Source organism: Streptomyces sp. MP131-18, from assembly GCF_001984575.1.
Taxonomy (GTDB): domain Bacteria; phylum Actinomycetota; class Actinomycetes; order Streptomycetales; family Streptomycetaceae; genus Streptomyces; species Streptomyces johnsoniae.
This window is the reverse complement of sequence record NZ_LZNS01000001.1, coordinates 6,624,663-6,639,489: the sequence shown is the minus strand read 5'-3', so window position 1 is coordinate 6,639,489 and position 14,827 is coordinate 6,624,663. Positions and strand designations below refer to the sequence as shown.

Below are 14,827 nucleotides of genomic sequence, written 5' to 3'. Positions count from 1 at the left end.
CCCCAGGCAGCTATCGGCCGCACGTTCGAAAATGGGCCGGTGCTCACACCGTGCCAAATTCCGCGGACACCTGTCCACATATCCGCCGCCCGGCGGCGGTCCTCAGCGCAGTGACCTCGACTTGAACGCCGCCTTCCTCGCCTGCTTGGCCAGCCGCTTGTCGGGGTGCAGCCGGCCCACCGCCTCCAGCACGTCCGCCGTCGCGGGATGGTCGGTGCGCCAGGCCCGCTCGAAGAACTCGCTGTGCCGGCCGGCGAGATCGGACACCAGCTCCCGCAGCTCCGCCGCGTCGTCCTCGACGGCGACCGTCGCGAGCTGGGCGGCCAGCGTGTCGATGGTCAGCCAGAAGACCAGTGCCTCGCCCGGCGGCGGCACATCGGCCGCCCCCCGTTCGGCCAGCCAGACGCGGGCCAGGCCGCCCAGCTCACCGTCGTCCAGCACCTCACGGAGCGCGGGCTCGGCCCGCTCGTCGAGGAAGGAGAGCACCAGCTGGCAGCCGAGGCGGCGCCCCGGGCCGCCCGGATCGCCGCCGCGGGCCGCCGCCAGCAGGTCGCGCGCCGCGTCCCGCGGGGTGCGCCCGGCGAGCCACAGCTCCGCCTCCTCGCGGGCCGCGGCCTCCGGCCGGTACGGCAGTACGGCGAGCAGCGTCGCCGCGTCGCGCACCGCCAGCTCGCCGATGAGGGGGGCATCAAGACCGGCGTCGAGCATCCGGCGGCGCACGCCGTAGAGACCCAGGGGCGTGAGACGCGCGAGCCCGTAGCGGGCCAGGTCCTCCTCGTCCTCGTCCTCCTCCTCGTGCTCGTCACGCTCCGGCACCGCGGCATCGGAACCGGCCTCCGCCTCCTCGAGCACGGAGTCGTCGACCGGCTGGTACTCCAGCAGCCCGGTCCCCGCCAGCGCGCCGAACTGCCCGTCCAGCTTCAGCACGGCGGCCGACAGCTCGTCCAGCGCCTCGGGGGACAGCTCGTCCATGTCCTCGGGAACGATCGAGGCGGCGGCGACCATCGGCAACGGCACCATCGACGCGGCCTGCCCGGCCTCGTCCGTGACCGCAAACAGGTAGAGGCTGCCCAGCGCGGCATCGAGGTGACCGGCCGCCTCCTCCTGATCGAACTCCAGCGCGTCCACGTCGATGGCGCCCGGGTCGATCTCACCGTCGGCGCCGAACACGCCGCCGAGTCCGCCGAGTCCGCCGATCAGCTCCTCGAAGGTCGGGGTCGCGGCGTCGGCGAGCACCGCGTCCACACCCGCGGACCACAGGTCGAGGACCCCGCCGGGGTCGTCCTCCGACATCAGGTCGAGGTCCTCGCCGGGCGACGCGGTGCCCATCGCCTCGGACCCGTCGTCCGCCGGGGCCTCGGCGATCTCGATCAGGCCGGTGTCGACGGCGAAATGCCAGGCGTCGGCGGCGAACTCCTCGCCGCCCTCCACGGCGTCGAGGCCGAGGTGCGCGACGGCGGACCGCAGTTCGGCCGCGGGCAGCTCGCCGCCCGCGCCGACGTGCGTGCCGGGCGCGGCCCACTGCGCGAGCCGGACGGCCCGGGCGAGCAGCGGCGAGGCCAGCGCCGCACGGGCCAGCTCCACCTCGGCGGGCAGCCGCACGGGCGGCATGGTGGGACGGTCGTCACCGGGGTTCACGAACGCTCCTCAAAGCGGCGAGCTGGGCTGGTCACCAGCCTAGATCAGCCGAGCCCCCCATGCGCGACGGCAGCCGCCCGGCCGTGGGCAACTCGGCCGGTCCGCCCGCCGCTTCGGCACCTGGCCGACGGCGGCGGGAGGAGGCATTGTTCAGTCCGCGCCGGCAACGCGGATGGCACCGGCCGGGCAGCGTTCGGCGGCGGCCAGCACGGCGGCCCTGCGCTCCTCGGCCGGGCGATCGTCGATCAGGACGACGGTCCCCTCCTTCTCGTCCTGGTCGAAGACTTCGGGGGCGAGCAGCGCGCACATGCCGCTGCCCGCGCACAGAACGGGGTCGGTCTCCACACGGAGCCGGGTCATGGTGGTGGCCCCTCCCTACCAGGCGACGGGCAGCCGGTAGGCGCCGTAGACGGGCATCTCGGAACGGATAGGGATTTCCGCCAAGGGCACGGCGAGCCGCAGTCCGGGGAACCGGCGCAGCAGGGCGGGGAAGGCGATGCGCAGTTCCATGCGCGCCAGTTGCTGTCCGAGGCAGGCGTGCGCGCCGTGCCCGAAGGCCACGTGCCGGCCGGGCGGTCGCGTGATGTCGAGGGTGTCGGGATCGTCGAAGACGTCCGGGTCGCGGTTGGCGGCGATGAAGGAGACGCTGACGGAATCGCCGGCCCTGATCAGCCGGCCGCCGAGTTCCACATCTTCGAGCGCGGCGCGGACCCCGACGTCGAACTGGGCGATGGTCACGTAGCGCAGCAGTTCCTCCACGGCGCCGTCGATCAGCGCCGGGTCCTCGCGCAGCAGCGCCAGCTGGCCGGGGTGGGTGAGCAGGGCGAGGGTGCCGAGACCGAGCATGCCCGAGGTGGTCTCGTGCCCGGCGACCAGGAGCATCAGGGCGATACCGAGGGCTTCCTCGTCGTCGAGGCTGCCCTCGTGGATCACGCCGCTGAGCACGTCGTCCGTCGGCCGGGCGCGCTTGTCGGCCACGATGCCCGCCAGGAACGCGGTCAGCGCCGCCTCGGCGGCCTGCGCGTCCGCCAGGGCGCTGCCGGCGCTGGACATGACGTTGGTCCAGCGCTCGAAGTCCTCGTGGGACTCGTAGGGCACGCCGAGCAGTTCGCAGATGAGCAGGGACGGTACGGGCAGCGCGAAGGTCTGTATCAGGTCGGCGGGCTGCCCCGCGGCCTCGGTGGCGTCCAGGGCCTGCTCGACGATCTGCTCGATGCGGTCGGTCAGTTGCCGGATGCGGCGCACGGTGAACTGTCCGGTCAGCAGCTTCCGGTACCGGGGGTGCTCCGGGGCGTCCATGCCGATGAATACGCCGCGGGGCGCCGGGGTCGGCGGGTCGGTGCGCATCGGGGAGTGGATGAGCTCGCTGCGGGAGCTGAACCTGGGGTCGGCCAGCACCTCGCGGACCAGGGCGTTCGAGGTCACCAGCCAGCCGGCGGTGCCGTCGGGGTGGGCGAGCGGGCTGACCGGCTGGTGCTCGCGCAGCGGGGCCAGGCCGGTGGGCGGGTCGAGCGGCGTCGCGCGCTCGGTGGGCAGCGGTGCGGGCCGCCGAGAGGGGGCTTCGGTCATCGCGTGATTCCTCTTCCGGAACGGGCTGCGGGAAGACTCGTACACCATAAGACATCACGGCCCCGACAGCCACCACCCGCCCGCAGCCTCCGGCCCCTACCCGGCCGCTGCGCACACAAATAGGCCAGATATCCGGCTGGACTGGCTAGCCGCACCCTCGTTTCCACACGAGCGAAGCCGCCATTTCGTCACACCTCACGCGTGGTACGGTGACGCCGCAGCATCTTTGGTCCGTGACGAAATGAAGGGCCGGCCATGCCGATCTGCGCACAGTGCGCGCGCGAGTTCACGCGCCTGTCCCGGGGACGTGCGCCCCGGTACTGCTCCCGCGCCTGCCAGGCCCGCGCCTACCGGGCCAGGAAGGCCGAGCCGCAGAACGCGCCGCCCGCGCGCCGCGGGCAGCCGACCGCGGCGGCACCACCGCGGACGGGCCGGCCGGCCGCCGGCCCGGGCAGATCCTCGGGGACGCTGTCCGTGCCCGCCATCGTGCGGGCCGCCGTACGCATCGCCGACTCCGAGGGGCTGGACGCGCTGTCGATGCGGCGGGTGGCGGACAGCCTCGGGGCCGGGGCGATGGCCCTCTACCACTACGTGACCGGCAAGGACGAGCTGATCGAGTTGATGGTCGGACAGGTCTACGCCGACAGCGGCGCCGCCGCGCCGCCGGGACCTGGCGGCTGGCGGGCCGCGCTGGAGCACGTGGCACGCGCCGAATGGGCGCTGTACACCGCTCACCCCTGGACGCTCCGGGTGCTGGCGACCGTGCGCCCGCCGCTCGCGCCGAGCGTCCTCGCCGGGGCCGAGCGCGCGATGGCGGCCCTCGACGGCACGGGCGTCGACGCGTTGACGGTCCACCGGCTCACGCAGAGCGTGCTCGGCCAGGTGCAGGGCCTCGGCCTGCTGCGGGTCAGCGAGATCGAGGCGGCGCGCCGGGCGGGCCCGTCGCTGGCGCACTGGCGCACCGTCACCGCTCCGGCGGTGCTGATGCCCGACCGGGACACTCCGTATCCGCGGCTCGCGTCCACGGCGCGGGACGCCGAGGCCGCCGCGGACCTCGACGCGCTCTTCGAGTTCGGCCTGGCCCGCATCCTGGACGGTGTCGCCCTGTTCCTCGACGGACTTCCGGAACACACGGACCACTCAGGGGGCACGGCGGGCACGGCGCACGAGGGCGCCGCCCGGCCCGCGGCACAGGAGCCGCGCGCCGGTGGCGGCGGCCCGGCCGTTCACCGGAACGTCGCGGACCCGACGGCCCGCGGCCGTTGACAGCGCCCGGCGCCCTGCGGGACTTTGACGCGCGTAGAGCATGTCCTACCGACCCCGGAGGGTCCCTTGACCGCTGCACACACCGCCGCCTCCCCCGCCAGGACGCGCCGAACGGCCGCGCTCGGCGCCCTCCTCGTCGCCGGGCTCTGCGGAACGCTGCTCTCCCAGCCCGCACCCGCCGCCGCGGACGAGGCGGGCGGGCTGCGTATCCACGACCTCCAGGGCAGCACCCGCCTCTCCCCGTACGCCGGAGACGAGGTGACGGACATACCGGGGATCGTCACGGGCGTGCGCACCTACGGCTCGCGCGGCTTCTGGATACAGGACCCGCGGCCCGACCGGTCCGCCGCCACCAGCGAGGGCATCTTCGTCTTCACCGGCTCGGCACCCGAGGTCGCCGTGGGCGACGAGGTGCTGGTCTCCGGCCGGGTCGGCGAGTACTACTACGGCGGTGAGGAGTCCGGCGGCCAGTCGGTCACGCAGCTGACGCAGCCGCGGGTGACCGTGCGCTCGTCGGGCAACGAACTGCCCGCGCCTGTCGAACTGGACGCCCGTTCCCTCCCGCGCCGCTACGCCCCCGGGGGCGACCCGGCCGCGGGCGGCGGCATCGAGCACCTGCGGCTGCGCCCCGGCACGTACGCCCTCGACCGCTACGAATCCCTCGAAGGCATGAACGTATCGATCGCGGACGCGGCCGTCGTCGGGCCGAGCACCGCTTACCACGAGCTGTGGGTGACCCTCGAACCGCACCGCAACCGCACGGCCGGCGGCGGCACCCGCTACGCCTCCTACCACGCGCCCAACCCGGGCCGCCTGAAGGTGGAGTCGCTCGTACCGGTCGCCGAACAGCCCTTCCCGGCCGCGAACGTCGGCGACGTGCTGGCCGGGCCGAGCACGGGGCCGCTGGACTACGACGAGTTCGGCGGCTACACGCTGGCCGCCCGCGAGCTGGGGGAGATCGCCGGCGGCGGCCTGGTGCCGGAGACCACGCGCCCCCAGCGGGCCGACGAGCTGGCCGTTGCCGCGTACAACGTGGAGAACCTGCACCCGGGCGACGAGCAGGAGAAGTTCGACCGGCTCGCCGAAGGGGTGGTGACCTCGCTCGCCTCGCCCGACATCCTCGCGCTCGAGGAGATCCAGGACGACAGCGGACCCACGGACGACGGCACGGTCACCGCTGGAGAGACCCTGCGGCGCTTCACGGACGCCATCGTCGCCGCGGGCGGTCCGCGGTACGAGTGGCGCGGCATCGACCCGGCGGACGGTCACGACGGCGGCCAGCCGGGCGGCAACATCCGCAACGTCTTCCTCTTCGACCCCGCGCGCGTGTCGTTCACCGACCGGCCCGGCGGGGACGCCACCACCGGGACCGAGGCGGTCCGCCGCGACGGCCGGGCCGCCCTCAGCCTCTCCCCCGGCCGCGTCGCCCCCGGGAGCGAGGCGTGGCAGGACAGCCGCAAGCCGCTGGCGGGCGAGTTCACCTTCCGCGGCGAAACGGTCGTCGTCGTCGCCAACCACTTCGCCTCGAAGGGCGGCGACCAGCCGCTGTACGCACGCAGCCAGCCGCCCGCGCGCGTGTCCGAGGAGCAGCGCGTGGCCCAGGCGCGGGAGGTGAACGCGTTCGTCCGGGAGCTTCTGCGGGTGCAGCGGAACGCGCAGGTGGTCGTCCTCGGCGACATCAACGACTTCGAGTTCTCGCCCACCACCCGTGCCCTGACCGCGGGCGGCGCGCTGGAGAGCGCGGTCACCTCGCTGCCGCCGAGGGAGCGCTACACGTACGTCTTCCAGGGCAACTCGCAGGTGCTCGACCAGACGCTCGTCTCGCCCGCGATCCGCCGATACGACTACGACATCGTGCACATCAACGCGGAGTTCGCCGACCAGGCCAGCGACCACGACCCGCAGGTGCTGCGCTTCCGGCCCTGAACGGACGCGCCCCACGACACGCGACCCACGACCCACGACCCGTGCCGCACGGCGCGGGTCGTGTCGTGTCGTGTGGTGCCGCCGGGTCACATCCATGTCCTACCGGTGAGCTTTGTCGTCTTTTCGCCTGGTGCGTCGTTCTTACTGGCGGGGATGTGCTGATCGCATCCCGCACGAGTGAAAGGACTGAGAAGACATGCGTATTGCACGGCGCTTCGCCATGGTGACCGGGATCGTGTCCGTGGTGGTCGGCGGCCCGCTCGGCCTGGCCGCAGCCCAGGCCGCCGATGCCGACGCAGGTTCCGGCGGCCTGCTGTCGAACCTTTCAGGACGGAACTCGTCCGGCCACGCCAATCTGTGCGGCACCGGAAAGCTGTCGATCCTCAAGGAACGCACTTGCTTCACCTACGGCAGCGGCGGACCGACCGGTGACGCCGCCGGCCCCAGCGGGGGCATCCTCTCCAACCTGCTTTTCGCCCGCAATGCCTCGGGACACAGCAACAACTGCGGCAACGAGACGGTTTCCGTGCTGAGCAGGACCACCTGCGTCACCGTCGACCGCTGACGGCGACCGCGCCCCGCAAGCACGACAAGGAACGACAGGGAAAGACAAGGAAGGAAGCGGATGATGCACCGGGAGAAGACGCCGCCGACATCACTGTGCATCGGTGCGGTGGTACCGCTGACGGGTCGGTTGGCCCCCCTCGGGACTCCCCTGTCGTTCGTACTGCGCGCGCTGGCGCCCCGGCTGGCACGGCTCCACGGCGGGGGGCGCCGCCGCGTGCGTATCGCGGTCCGCGACAGCCGCTCCGACCCGGCGGCGGCCCGCCTGGCCGTCCGGCAACTCGCCGTCGAGGAACGGGCGCAGATCGTGCTCACTATGGCGGGCACGCACGTGCTGCCCGCCGTCACCGAGACCTGCGAGGCACTGGGCGTGCCCTGCGTGTCGACGACGTTCCCCTGGCAGGCGTACGTCCACGCGCGCGGCGCGGAGGGCCGGCCCCCGTTCCGGTGGACCTATCACTTCGCGTGGGGCCTGGACGACATCGCCGCGGTGTTCGCCGAGTTGTGGGAAAGCGCGGGCGGCGGCACGGTCGGCTGCCTGTGGAACGACGACCTCCAGGGTCACCTGCTGCGCCGCGACTTCGCGTCCGCGGCCGCCGCCCGCGGCCACTCCCTGGTCGACCCGGGCGCCTACCGCGAACCCGCGGCCGGTTTCCGCCCGCACCTGGACACGCTGCTCGCACACGGCACCGAACTCATCACCAGCGCCGCCACCGCCGAGGACCTGGCGCTGTTCCTCCGGGAAGCCCGCCAGTCCGGTCTGCGACCGCGGCTCCTCACCTGCTCGCGCTGGCTGACGTACCCCTATACGCAGACCTCCGTGTCCCGGCAGGTCCACGAGGAGCTCGCCGATGCGCGTGTGGCCACGCTGGTCTACTGGAGCCCGGACCATCCCCACCGTTCCGGCTTCGACGGCACGACGTGCGCCGACCTCGCCCGCGCCTACGAGGAGGAGACCGGCGGGCCCTGGCTCCAGCCGCTCGGGCTGGCCCACGCCCTCGTCGAAGTCGCCGCGCACGCGCTGTCCACCGCGGCCGATCCCACCGACCGTGCGGCCGTGGCCGACGCTGTCGCAGGCAGCCGAGTGCCGACCATCGCCGGGGTCCTGGACTGGGCCGCCGGCCCCACCCCGAACATCGCCCTGCTGCCCCTGGCGGGCGGGCAGTGGCAGCCCGGTCCCCGCGGTCCCCGGCTGGCCGTGGTCGCCAACTCCACCGCGCCCGGTGAACCTCTCCGAGGGGAGCGAGCGCCGCAGTCGCGGTAACAGAGTGGACCGGCGGGCGCCGGGGTTCCAGACTGCGTGGCATGCACGAATCCACGACGACGCCCGCGCCTGCCGGGCCCTTCGGCCGCTGCGCCGCGGCCATGATCACTCCGTTCACCGAGGACGGCGGCGCGCTCGACCTCGACGGCGCCAGGCGGCTGGCCACGCATCTGGTGGACCGGGGCGGCTGTGACGCCCTGGTCCTCAACGGCACCACGGGCGAGTCACCCACCACGACGGACGCGGAGAAGACCGCGCTGGTCCGGGCCGTCGCGCAGGCCGTCGGCGACCGCGCCACCGTGGTGGCCGGGGTCGGCACGGCCGACACCCGGCACTCCGCCGCTCTGGCCCGCGCGGCGCAGGCCGCGGGCGCGGACGGCCTGCTGGTCGTGACGCCGTACTATTCGCGCCCCACCCAGGAGGCGTCCGTCCAGCATCTGCGCAACGTGGCGGACGCCGCCGAACTCCCGGTGATGCTCTACGACATCCCGGCCAGGACGGGCACGGGAACGGCACTGACGGCGGATTCCCTGCGGGCCCTCGCGGAGCACCCGCGGATCGTGGCGGTCAAGGACTGCTCGTTCGACCTGCTGAAGGCGGGGCTGGTGATGGGCGCCACCGACCTGGCCTACTACGCGGGCAGCGAGGAGCTGAACCTGCCGCTGCTCGCCCTCGGCGCCGCCGGCTGCGTCAGCACGCTGGCCAACGTCGCAGGGCCGCAGGTGCGCGGCGTGCTCGACGCGTTCGCCGCGGGCGACACCGAGGGCGCGGCCCGCAGGCACCGTGCGCTGCTGCCGCTGGTGGACGCGCTGATGCACGAAGTGCCGGGCACGGTCGCGGTCAAGGCGCTGTTCCGCGTCGCCGGGCTGCCCGGCGGCCCGGTCCGCGGCCCGCTGCTGCCGGCCGGCGAGCCGCTGACCGCGCGGCTCGCCGACGCGCTCAAGGACGCGCTGCGTTCCTATAGTGTCGGCCCAGGCTGACGGGGCGGCGGGCGATCCGGCCCCGGTGCAGCGGCACATGCGACGTCTGGGCTCGGGGGAACGCAGTCATGAACGGTACTTCGCCGACCGGGGTCTTCGAGCCGCTCGAACCGGACGACCCGCGGACGGTGGGCGGTTACCGGCTCGCCGCACGGCTCGGGGCGGGCGGCATGGGGCGGGTGTACCTGTCGCACACGCCCGGCGGGCGGGCGCTGGCCGTCAAGGTGATCCGCGAGGAGTTCGGCGCGGACCCCGAGTTCCGGCGCCGCTTCCGGCGCGAAGTACAGGCCGCGCAGCGGGTGCAGGGGCTGTACACGGCGCCGGTCCTCGACAGCGACACCGAGGGGACGCGCCCCTGGCTGGCCACCGCCTACATCCCGGGGCCGTCGCTGGCCGAGGCCGTGGGGCGGCACGGCCCGCTGCCGGTGCCCACGGTGCTGCCGCTGCTCGCGGGGATCGCCGAGGCCCTCCAGGCCATCCACGACGCCCGCCTGGTGCACCGCGACCTCAAGCCGTCGAACGTGCTGCTCGCCGCGGACGGCCCGCGCGTCATCGACTTCGGCATCGCGCACGCGATCGACGCGACCTCGCTGACCAGCAGTGGACTGGTGGTCGGCACCCCGTCGTTCATGGCCCCCGAGCAGGCCGCGGGCGGGCGGACCGGGCCGGCCACCGACGTCTTCGCGCTGGGCCAGCTCGCCGCGTACGCGCTCACCGGCGCGCCCGCGTTCGGCGAGGGCACCTCGCACGCGGTGCTCTACCGGATCGTGCACGAGCACCCCGATCTGTCCGGGCTGCCCGAGCCGTTGCGGAATCTGATCGCCCACTGCCTGACGAAGGACCCGGATGCCCGGCCCACCGTGAGCGCCGTGATGGCCGCCTGCCGGGTCGCGCCGCACGGCGCGCCGCCCGCGCCCGGCCAGTGGCTGCCCGCGCGCGTGGCCGCGGAGCTGACGGCGCACGCGACGCCGCCCGCACCACCGACGGCAACGCGCGGTACGGACGGGCTCGGCGGGCGGGGCGGTCCGCGGCGCGGCGTGCTCGTGGCCGCCGCGGCGGCGGCCGGGGCGCTGCTGGCCACCGGCGTCACCGCCGCGGTCCTGTGGGACGGCGGCGCGGACGGCGGGGACCGGACGGGGGACGCGGGCGGCGAGGCGCCGGAGCGTAGCCCGGACGGCGGGCCCGCGCAGCCGGATGGGGAGCCGGAGCCGGCCGAGTACACCGGCATCGACCTGCCGGGCAATCATCACCTGTTCTTCGGCGACGACCCGCCCGCGCCCTCGCTGTCCGACGCCGACACCGCGGCGGAGATCGACTTCCGTTACTTCACCAACAGCGACCCGGCGCAGCTGCGGACCGGGCAGGGCAACAGCCTGGTGCTGCTCGGCGAGGACCAGGAGGGCTCGTTCGCGACATGCGCCGCGGAGACGCGGTTCACGCGGCAGATCGACGCCGGAACGGTCGCTTCCGGCACGCAGGTCTGCGTGCGCACCGGCGCCGGTCACCTGGCCCTGGTGACGGTGACCGGCCGTTCCGCCGCGGACGAGCCGAGCGACTACCTCACCGTGGACGCCACCGTGTGGCGCGACGCGCTCGGCTGACCCGGTCTTTCGCGCGGGTCAATCGCGCGGGGGCGGGGCGCCCCCGGCCAGGTCCCTGACCAGGAGGGTCGCTCCGGCGACCGCGCCCGGCATCAGCACGACGGCGGCCAGCGGCACGAGGAAGAGCAGGATGAGCGGCAGGCCGAACCCGACGGCCACGCCGAGCCGCCCGCGCAGCAGCCGCATCCGCTGCCGCAGCGGGATGCCGCGCCGTTCCATGGCCACCGACGTCAGCTCGACGGCGAGGAAGAAGCCGGAGACGCAGAAGCCGAAGGCCGGCACGACCGTCTGCCCGAGGACCGGGACGAAACCCAGCACGAACAGCGGCACGGTGAACGCCAGGACCCGCAGCAGCACCCGCACGCTGTCGCGCAGGGAGATCCACAACTCCACCGGCAGCGAACGCTCGGGCCCGGTCGGCACGTTGCCCTCGCCGCGCTCGACATGTTCGGAAAGCGACTCGTAGAACGGGTCCCCCACCAGCAGCGTCACGGCTGTGAACGTGAGGACGGCGAGCAGCAGGCCGAAGGCGAACAGCAGGAAGGCGAACGTGGTGCGCAGCACCGTCCGCCAGGTGTCGCCCCAGTCGTCGGCGAACGGGGTGGCCCAGGAGGCCAGGTCCCCGGTGTACAGGGCGAGTACGACCAGGGCCGCCGCGTAGACGACCAGGGTGATCAGGGCGGGGATCAGACCCCACGCGAGCCACCGCCGGTGGGTGAACACCCATGCCTGACCCCGCACCACGTACCGGATGCCCGCCGCGAAATCTCTCACGGCGGCCAGGCTAGCGGCTCGGGGAACGCCGCCTCGCACCGGTCAGTTGTGCCGGTGCAGCGCCTCGTTGAGGCCGCCCCAGGTGCCGGTGCGCTGCAAGGCCTCGACGACGCCCGTGGTGGAGTTGCGGCGGAAGAGAAGGTTGTGCGCGCCGGACAGCTCGCGCGCCTTGACCACCGAGCCGTCGGGGAGGCTCACGCGGGTGCCGGCCGTGACGTAGAGGCCCGCCTCGACGACGCAGTCGTCTCCGAGGGAGATACCGATGCCCGCCTGCGCGCCGAGGAGGCAGCGCTGGCCGAGGGCGATGATCTCCTTGCCGCCGCCGGAGAGCGTGCCCATGATGGAGGCGCCGCCGCCGACGTCGGAGCCGTCCCCGACCACGACGCCCGCGCTGATGCGGCCCTCGACCATCGAGACGCCGAGCGTCCCGGCGTTGAAGTTGACGAAGCCTTCGTGCATGACCGTGGTGCCGGTGGCCAGGTGGGCACCGAGCCGGACGCGGTCGGCGTCGCCGATGCGGACGCCGGGCGGCGTGACGTAGTCCGTCATGCGGGGAAACTTGTCGACACTGGTGACCGCGAGGTGCCCGCCCGCGGCGCGGACCGCGAGCCTGGCCTGCTCGACGCGCTCCACGGGCACCGGCCCCGCGTTGGTCCAGGCCACATTGGCGAGCAGGCCGAAGATGCCCTCCAGACTGAGGCCGTGCGGGCGCACCAGCCGGTGGCTGAGGAGGTGGAGGCGCAGGTAGACGTCGTGCGCGTCGACCGGCTTGGCCGCGAGGTCGGAGATGACCGTGCGCACCGCCACCACCTCGACGCCGCGCCCGGCGTCCCGGCCGGTCGCGCCGGTGACGTCCTCGCCGAGCAGCTCCACGGCCCGCCCCGCGCCCAGCCGTTCGGTGCCGCATGCACCGGCGTCGGCGGTCAGCACGGGCGCTGGGTACCAGGTGTCGAGGACGGTGCCTTCTGCGGTGATCGTGGCGAGCCCGGCGGCGACGGCGCCGGTGGCGGTGGCGGTGGTGTCGGTCATGGATCAGACGCTAACCGGTGGGAACGTCCGGGGGCGAACCGGTCCCCGGCAGCAGCCGCGCGAACATGGCCGCGGCCTGCCCCGCGTCGCACTCCCGCCCGGTCAGCAGCAGCTGGATGATCAGCCCGTCGGCGGCCGCGATCAGCGTGCGGGCGGTCGTGTCGTCGGCGACGTAGGGGCGCAGCAGGTCGGCCATCCGCTCCAGGCAGCCCGCGGCGAGCGGCCGGACGGCGGGCAGGCGCAGGCCCGCGAAGTACAGCTCGTACGCCAGCTCGGTGGCCGGGCGCTGCGGCCCGAGGCAGTCTGCGACGTAACGGGCCAGCTCCTCGGCGGGCCGCGCGGCGGGGTCCACGGCGGCCAGCCAGCCCTCGAACCGGTCGAGCCACGCGTCGTTGATGCGTTGCAGGGCGGCGGTCAGCAGCTCCTCGCGGTCCGCGAAGTGGTAGGTGGTCGAACCGAGCGGCACATCGGCGGCGGCGGCCACCGCCCGGTGGCTGAGCCCGGCGATACCGCGCTCCCCGACGACGGTCACGGCTGCGGCCACGATGCGCTCGCGGCGGTCCGGGTCATAACGGCGGGGCATCAGTGGGCCGCCCCGCCGAGGTTGAGCAGGACGACTCCGCCGATGACGAGGCCGACGCCGCACACCTTGGCCGGGGAGGCGCCCTCGCCCAGGAACAGCGCACCGATGACCGCGACGACGGCCGTGCCGGCGCCGGACCAGATGGCGTAGGCCACGCCGACCTCCATCGACTTCAGGGTCTGCGCCAGCAGCGCGAAGGCGACGGCGTAACAGCCGAGGGAGCCGAGGCTCGGCCACAGCTTCGAGAAGCCGTCGCTCGCGCGCAGCATCATCGTTCCGAAGATCTCCGCCACGATCGCGGCGGCCAGCGTCAGATAGGCCATGCGTACGATCGTACACATCGCCTTTCCGCTCCCTCGGTGGAGTGACTGCTCCTGCGCGTCCGCTGCCGCCTCCGGCGGCTTCCTGCGGCTTCCGGCCATCCTTGCGGCGAATTCGCCGTTCCTGCCGAAGGAGAGACAGCCATGGCCGAGTGCGAGGTCTGCGGCAACGACTACCGAATGGCCTTCGAAGTGCGCGCCGCGGGTGAGGTGCACGTCTTCGACAGCTTGGAGTGCGCGGCCCAGCGCATGGCGCCGGTCTGCGAGAACTGCCAGTGCCGCATCCTGGGCCACGGCCTGGAGACGCAGGACGGGCACTTCTACTGCTGCGCACACTGCGCCAGAACCCAGGGCCACCCCCAGCTCGTCGACCGGGCGTAGGCACCGGGCGCGGCGGCCCGCGGCGGCCCGCGGCGCACGACGTGCCGCGGGCACGGGCCCGTACGGCCCGTGCCCGCGGCACGTGAACGATCAGGGGAACGCGGCCGCGCGGGCCGTCGCTCAGACGTTGAAACCGAGGGCCCGCAACTGCTCGCGGCCGTCGTCGGTGATCTTGTCCGGACCCCACGGCGGCATCCAGACCCAGTTGATCTTCAGCTCGTTGACCAGGCCCTCCGTGGCCGTCTTCGCCTGGTCCTCGATCACGTCCGTCAGCGGGCAGGCGGCCGAGGTGAGCGTCATGTCGACGGTCGCGATATTGTCCTCGTCCACGTGAACGCCGTAGATCAGGCCGAGGTTGACGACGTCGATCCCCAGCTCGGGGTCGACGACGTCCATCATCGCCTCGCGGATCTCTTCCTCGCCCGCCGGTGCGGTGGTCGTCGTCTCCTCAGTCACAGCTTCTCCTTCGCGGCGCTCTCGCCCAGGGCCTGGGCGGTGGCGTCCTTCCATGCCATCCAGCTCAGCAGGGCGCACTTGACGCGCGCCGGGTACTTGGAGACGCCGGCGAACGCCACCGCGTCCTCGAGCACCTCCTCCATCGCGTCGTCCGGAACGACCTGGCCGCGGGACTGCATCAGCGTGAGGAACGTCTCCTGGATGTCCCTCGCCGCCGCCAGCTCCTTCCCCACCAGCAGCTCGTTCAGCACGGAGGCGCTGGCCTGGCTGATCGAGCAGCCCTGTCCGTCGTAGGAGACGTCGGCGACCACGTCGCCCTCGTACCGGACCCGCAGCGTGATCTCGTCCCCGCACGTCGGGTTCACGTGGTGCACTTCGGCATCGCCGTCGCGCAGCCCGCGGCCGTGCGGGTGCTTGTAGTGATCCAGAATCACGTCCTGGTACATCGATTGCAGCTGCACGTCGTCAACCCGTCC

General features: G+C 73.5%; 16 protein-coding genes. 7 read left to right on the top strand and 9 right to left on the bottom strand.

The annotated features are described in order from the left end of the window. Nucleotides 1–102: 102 nt before the first annotated feature. The 3 genes from STBA_RS29630 to STBA_RS29620 all read right to left on the bottom strand — a co-directional run bounded on the left by STBA_RS29630 (nt 103) and on the right by STBA_RS29620 (nt 3,207). Nucleotides 103–1,611: a hypothetical protein gene (locus STBA_RS29630; RefSeq protein ID WP_077063697.1), complete on the bottom strand. Its 1,509-nt coding sequence runs from the start codon at nt 1,609–1,611 to the stop codon at nt 103–105. Between the two features lie 177 nt (nt 1,612–1,788). Then, nucleotides 1,789–1,998, bottom strand: a complete 210-nt coding sequence (locus STBA_RS29625; RefSeq protein ID WP_077062126.1) for a ferredoxin — start codon at nt 1,996–1,998, stop codon at nt 1,789–1,791. 15 nt (nt 1,999–2,013) lie between these two features. Continuing rightward, nucleotides 2,014–3,207, bottom strand: coding sequence for a cytochrome P450 (locus tag STBA_RS29620; protein ID WP_077062125.1), 1,194 nt, complete (start codon nt 3,205–3,207; stop codon nt 2,014–2,016). 255 nt (nt 3,208–3,462) lie between these two features. On the opposite strand from STBA_RS29620, the gene STBA_RS29615 reads away from it, so the two are divergent. The 6 genes from STBA_RS29615 to STBA_RS29590 all read left to right on the top strand — a co-directional run bounded on the left by STBA_RS29615 (nt 3,463) and on the right by STBA_RS29590 (nt 10,808). Then, nucleotides 3,463–4,473, top strand: a complete 1,011-nt coding sequence (locus STBA_RS29615; protein WP_077062124.1) for a TetR/AcrR family transcriptional regulator — start codon at nt 3,463–3,465, stop codon at nt 4,471–4,473. A 156-nt stretch (nt 4,474–4,629) separates the two neighbouring features. Further along, on the top strand, nt 4,630–6,399 hold the full coding sequence (locus STBA_RS29610; protein ID WP_253195297.1) for an endonuclease/exonuclease/phosphatase family protein: 1,770 nt from the start codon (nt 4,630–4,632) through the stop codon (nt 6,397–6,399). A gap of 220 nt (nt 6,400–6,619) precedes the next feature. Next, nucleotides 6,620–6,964 (top strand): hypothetical protein, encoded by a 345-nt coding sequence (locus tag STBA_RS29605; protein ID WP_253195089.1) that lies wholly within the window; start codon nt 6,620–6,622, stop codon nt 6,962–6,964. Between the two features lie 60 nt (nt 6,965–7,024). Next, nucleotides 7,025–8,227, top strand: coding sequence for an ABC transporter substrate-binding protein (locus STBA_RS29600; protein WP_253195087.1), 1,203 nt, complete (start codon nt 7,025–7,027; stop codon nt 8,225–8,227). A 41-nt stretch (nt 8,228–8,268) separates the two neighbouring features. Further along, complete coding sequence (gene dapA / locus STBA_RS29595; RefSeq protein WP_077062121.1) at nt 8,269–9,207, top strand: 4-hydroxy-tetrahydrodipicolinate synthase; 939 nt, start codon at nt 8,269–8,271, stop codon at nt 9,205–9,207. A 68-nt stretch (nt 9,208–9,275) separates the two neighbouring features. After that, on the top strand, nt 9,276–10,808 hold the full coding sequence (locus STBA_RS29590; protein WP_077062120.1) for a serine/threonine-protein kinase: 1,533 nt from the start codon (nt 9,276–9,278) through the stop codon (nt 10,806–10,808). A gap of 18 nt (nt 10,809–10,826) precedes the next feature. Here STBA_RS29590 and STBA_RS29585 read toward each other — a convergent pair whose 3' ends face one another. From STBA_RS29585 to STBA_RS29570, 4 genes are read right to left on the bottom strand one after another with little or no spacing between them, the layout of a single operon-like run. Then, nucleotides 10,827–11,582 carry an EI24 domain-containing protein gene (locus tag STBA_RS29585; RefSeq protein ID WP_077062119.1) on the bottom strand — a complete coding sequence of 252 codons (756 nt, stop codon included), beginning with the start codon at nt 11,580–11,582 and terminating at the stop codon, nt 10,827–10,829. Between the two features lie 42 nt (nt 11,583–11,624). Further along, on the bottom strand, nt 11,625–12,611 hold the full coding sequence (dapD, locus tag STBA_RS29580) for a 2,3,4,5-tetrahydropyridine-2,6-dicarboxylate N-succinyltransferase (protein ID WP_077062118.1): 987 nt from the start codon (nt 12,609–12,611) through the stop codon (nt 11,625–11,627). 10 nt (nt 12,612–12,621) lie between these two features. After that, nucleotides 12,622–13,194 (bottom strand): TetR family transcriptional regulator, encoded by a 573-nt coding sequence (locus STBA_RS29575; RefSeq protein ID WP_077062117.1) that lies wholly within the window; start codon nt 13,192–13,194, stop codon nt 12,622–12,624. Next, nucleotides 13,194–13,517 carry a multidrug efflux SMR transporter gene (locus STBA_RS29570; RefSeq protein WP_077062116.1) on the bottom strand — a complete coding sequence of 108 codons (324 nt, stop codon included), beginning with the start codon at nt 13,515–13,517 and terminating at the stop codon, nt 13,194–13,196. The genes STBA_RS29575 and STBA_RS29570 overlap by 1 nt, the downstream gene beginning before the upstream one ends. Before the next feature lie 141 nt (nt 13,518–13,658). Here STBA_RS29570 and STBA_RS29565 point away from each other — a divergent pair, with 141 nt between their 5' ends. After that, nucleotides 13,659–13,895 carry a hypothetical protein gene (locus STBA_RS29565; protein ID WP_077062115.1) on the top strand — a complete coding sequence of 79 codons (237 nt, stop codon included), beginning with the start codon at nt 13,659–13,661 and terminating at the stop codon, nt 13,893–13,895. Nucleotides 13,896–14,015: 120 nt separating this feature from the next. On the opposite strand, the gene STBA_RS29560 is transcribed toward STBA_RS29565, so the two are convergent. Further along, on the bottom strand, nt 14,016–14,351 hold the full coding sequence (locus STBA_RS29560) for a metal-sulfur cluster assembly factor (protein WP_077062114.1): 336 nt from the start codon (nt 14,349–14,351) through the stop codon (nt 14,016–14,018). Next, nucleotides 14,348–14,812: a Fe-S cluster assembly sulfur transfer protein SufU gene (sufU, locus tag STBA_RS29555; protein ID WP_077062113.1), complete on the bottom strand. Its 465-nt coding sequence runs from the start codon at nt 14,810–14,812 to the stop codon at nt 14,348–14,350. Before sufU ends, STBA_RS29560 begins: the two co-directional genes overlap by 4 nt. Between the last annotated feature and the right edge of the window lie 15 nt (nt 14,813–14,827).

Coding starts and splice junctions, on each gene's coding strand:
- STBA_RS29630 (WP_077063697.1), bottom strand. CDS start 1,611: ATGCCGCCCGTGCGGCTGCCCGCCGAGGTGGAGCTGGCCCGTGCGGCG.
- STBA_RS29625 (WP_077062126.1), bottom strand. CDS start 1,998: ATGACCCGGCTCCGTGTGGAGACCGACCCCGTTCTGTGCGCGGGCAGC.
- STBA_RS29620 (WP_077062125.1), bottom strand. CDS start 3,207: ATGACCGAAGCCCCCTCTCGGCGGCCCGCACCGCTGCCCACCGAGCGC.
- STBA_RS29615 (WP_077062124.1), top strand. CDS start 3,463: ATGCCGATCTGCGCACAGTGCGCGCGCGAGTTCACGCGCCTGTCCCGG.
- STBA_RS29605 (WP_253195089.1), top strand. CDS start 6,620: ATGGTGACCGGGATCGTGTCCGTGGTGGTCGGCGGCCCGCTCGGCCTG.
- STBA_RS29600 (WP_253195087.1), top strand. CDS start 7,025: ATGATGCACCGGGAGAAGACGCCGCCGACATCACTGTGCATCGGTGCG.
- dapA (WP_077062121.1), top strand. CDS start 8,269: ATGCACGAATCCACGACGACGCCCGCGCCTGCCGGGCCCTTCGGCCGC.
- STBA_RS29590 (WP_077062120.1), top strand. CDS start 9,276: ATGAACGGTACTTCGCCGACCGGGGTCTTCGAGCCGCTCGAACCGGAC.
- dapD (WP_077062118.1), bottom strand. CDS start 12,611: ATGACCGACACCACCGCCACCGCCACCGGCGCCGTCGCCGCCGGGCTC.
- STBA_RS29575 (WP_077062117.1), bottom strand. CDS start 13,194: ATGCCCCGCCGTTATGACCCGGACCGCCGCGAGCGCATCGTGGCCGCA.
- STBA_RS29570 (WP_077062116.1), bottom strand. CDS start 13,517: ATGGCCTATCTGACGCTGGCCGCCGCGATCGTGGCGGAGATCTTCGGA.
- STBA_RS29565 (WP_077062115.1), top strand. CDS start 13,659: ATGGCCGAGTGCGAGGTCTGCGGCAACGACTACCGAATGGCCTTCGAA.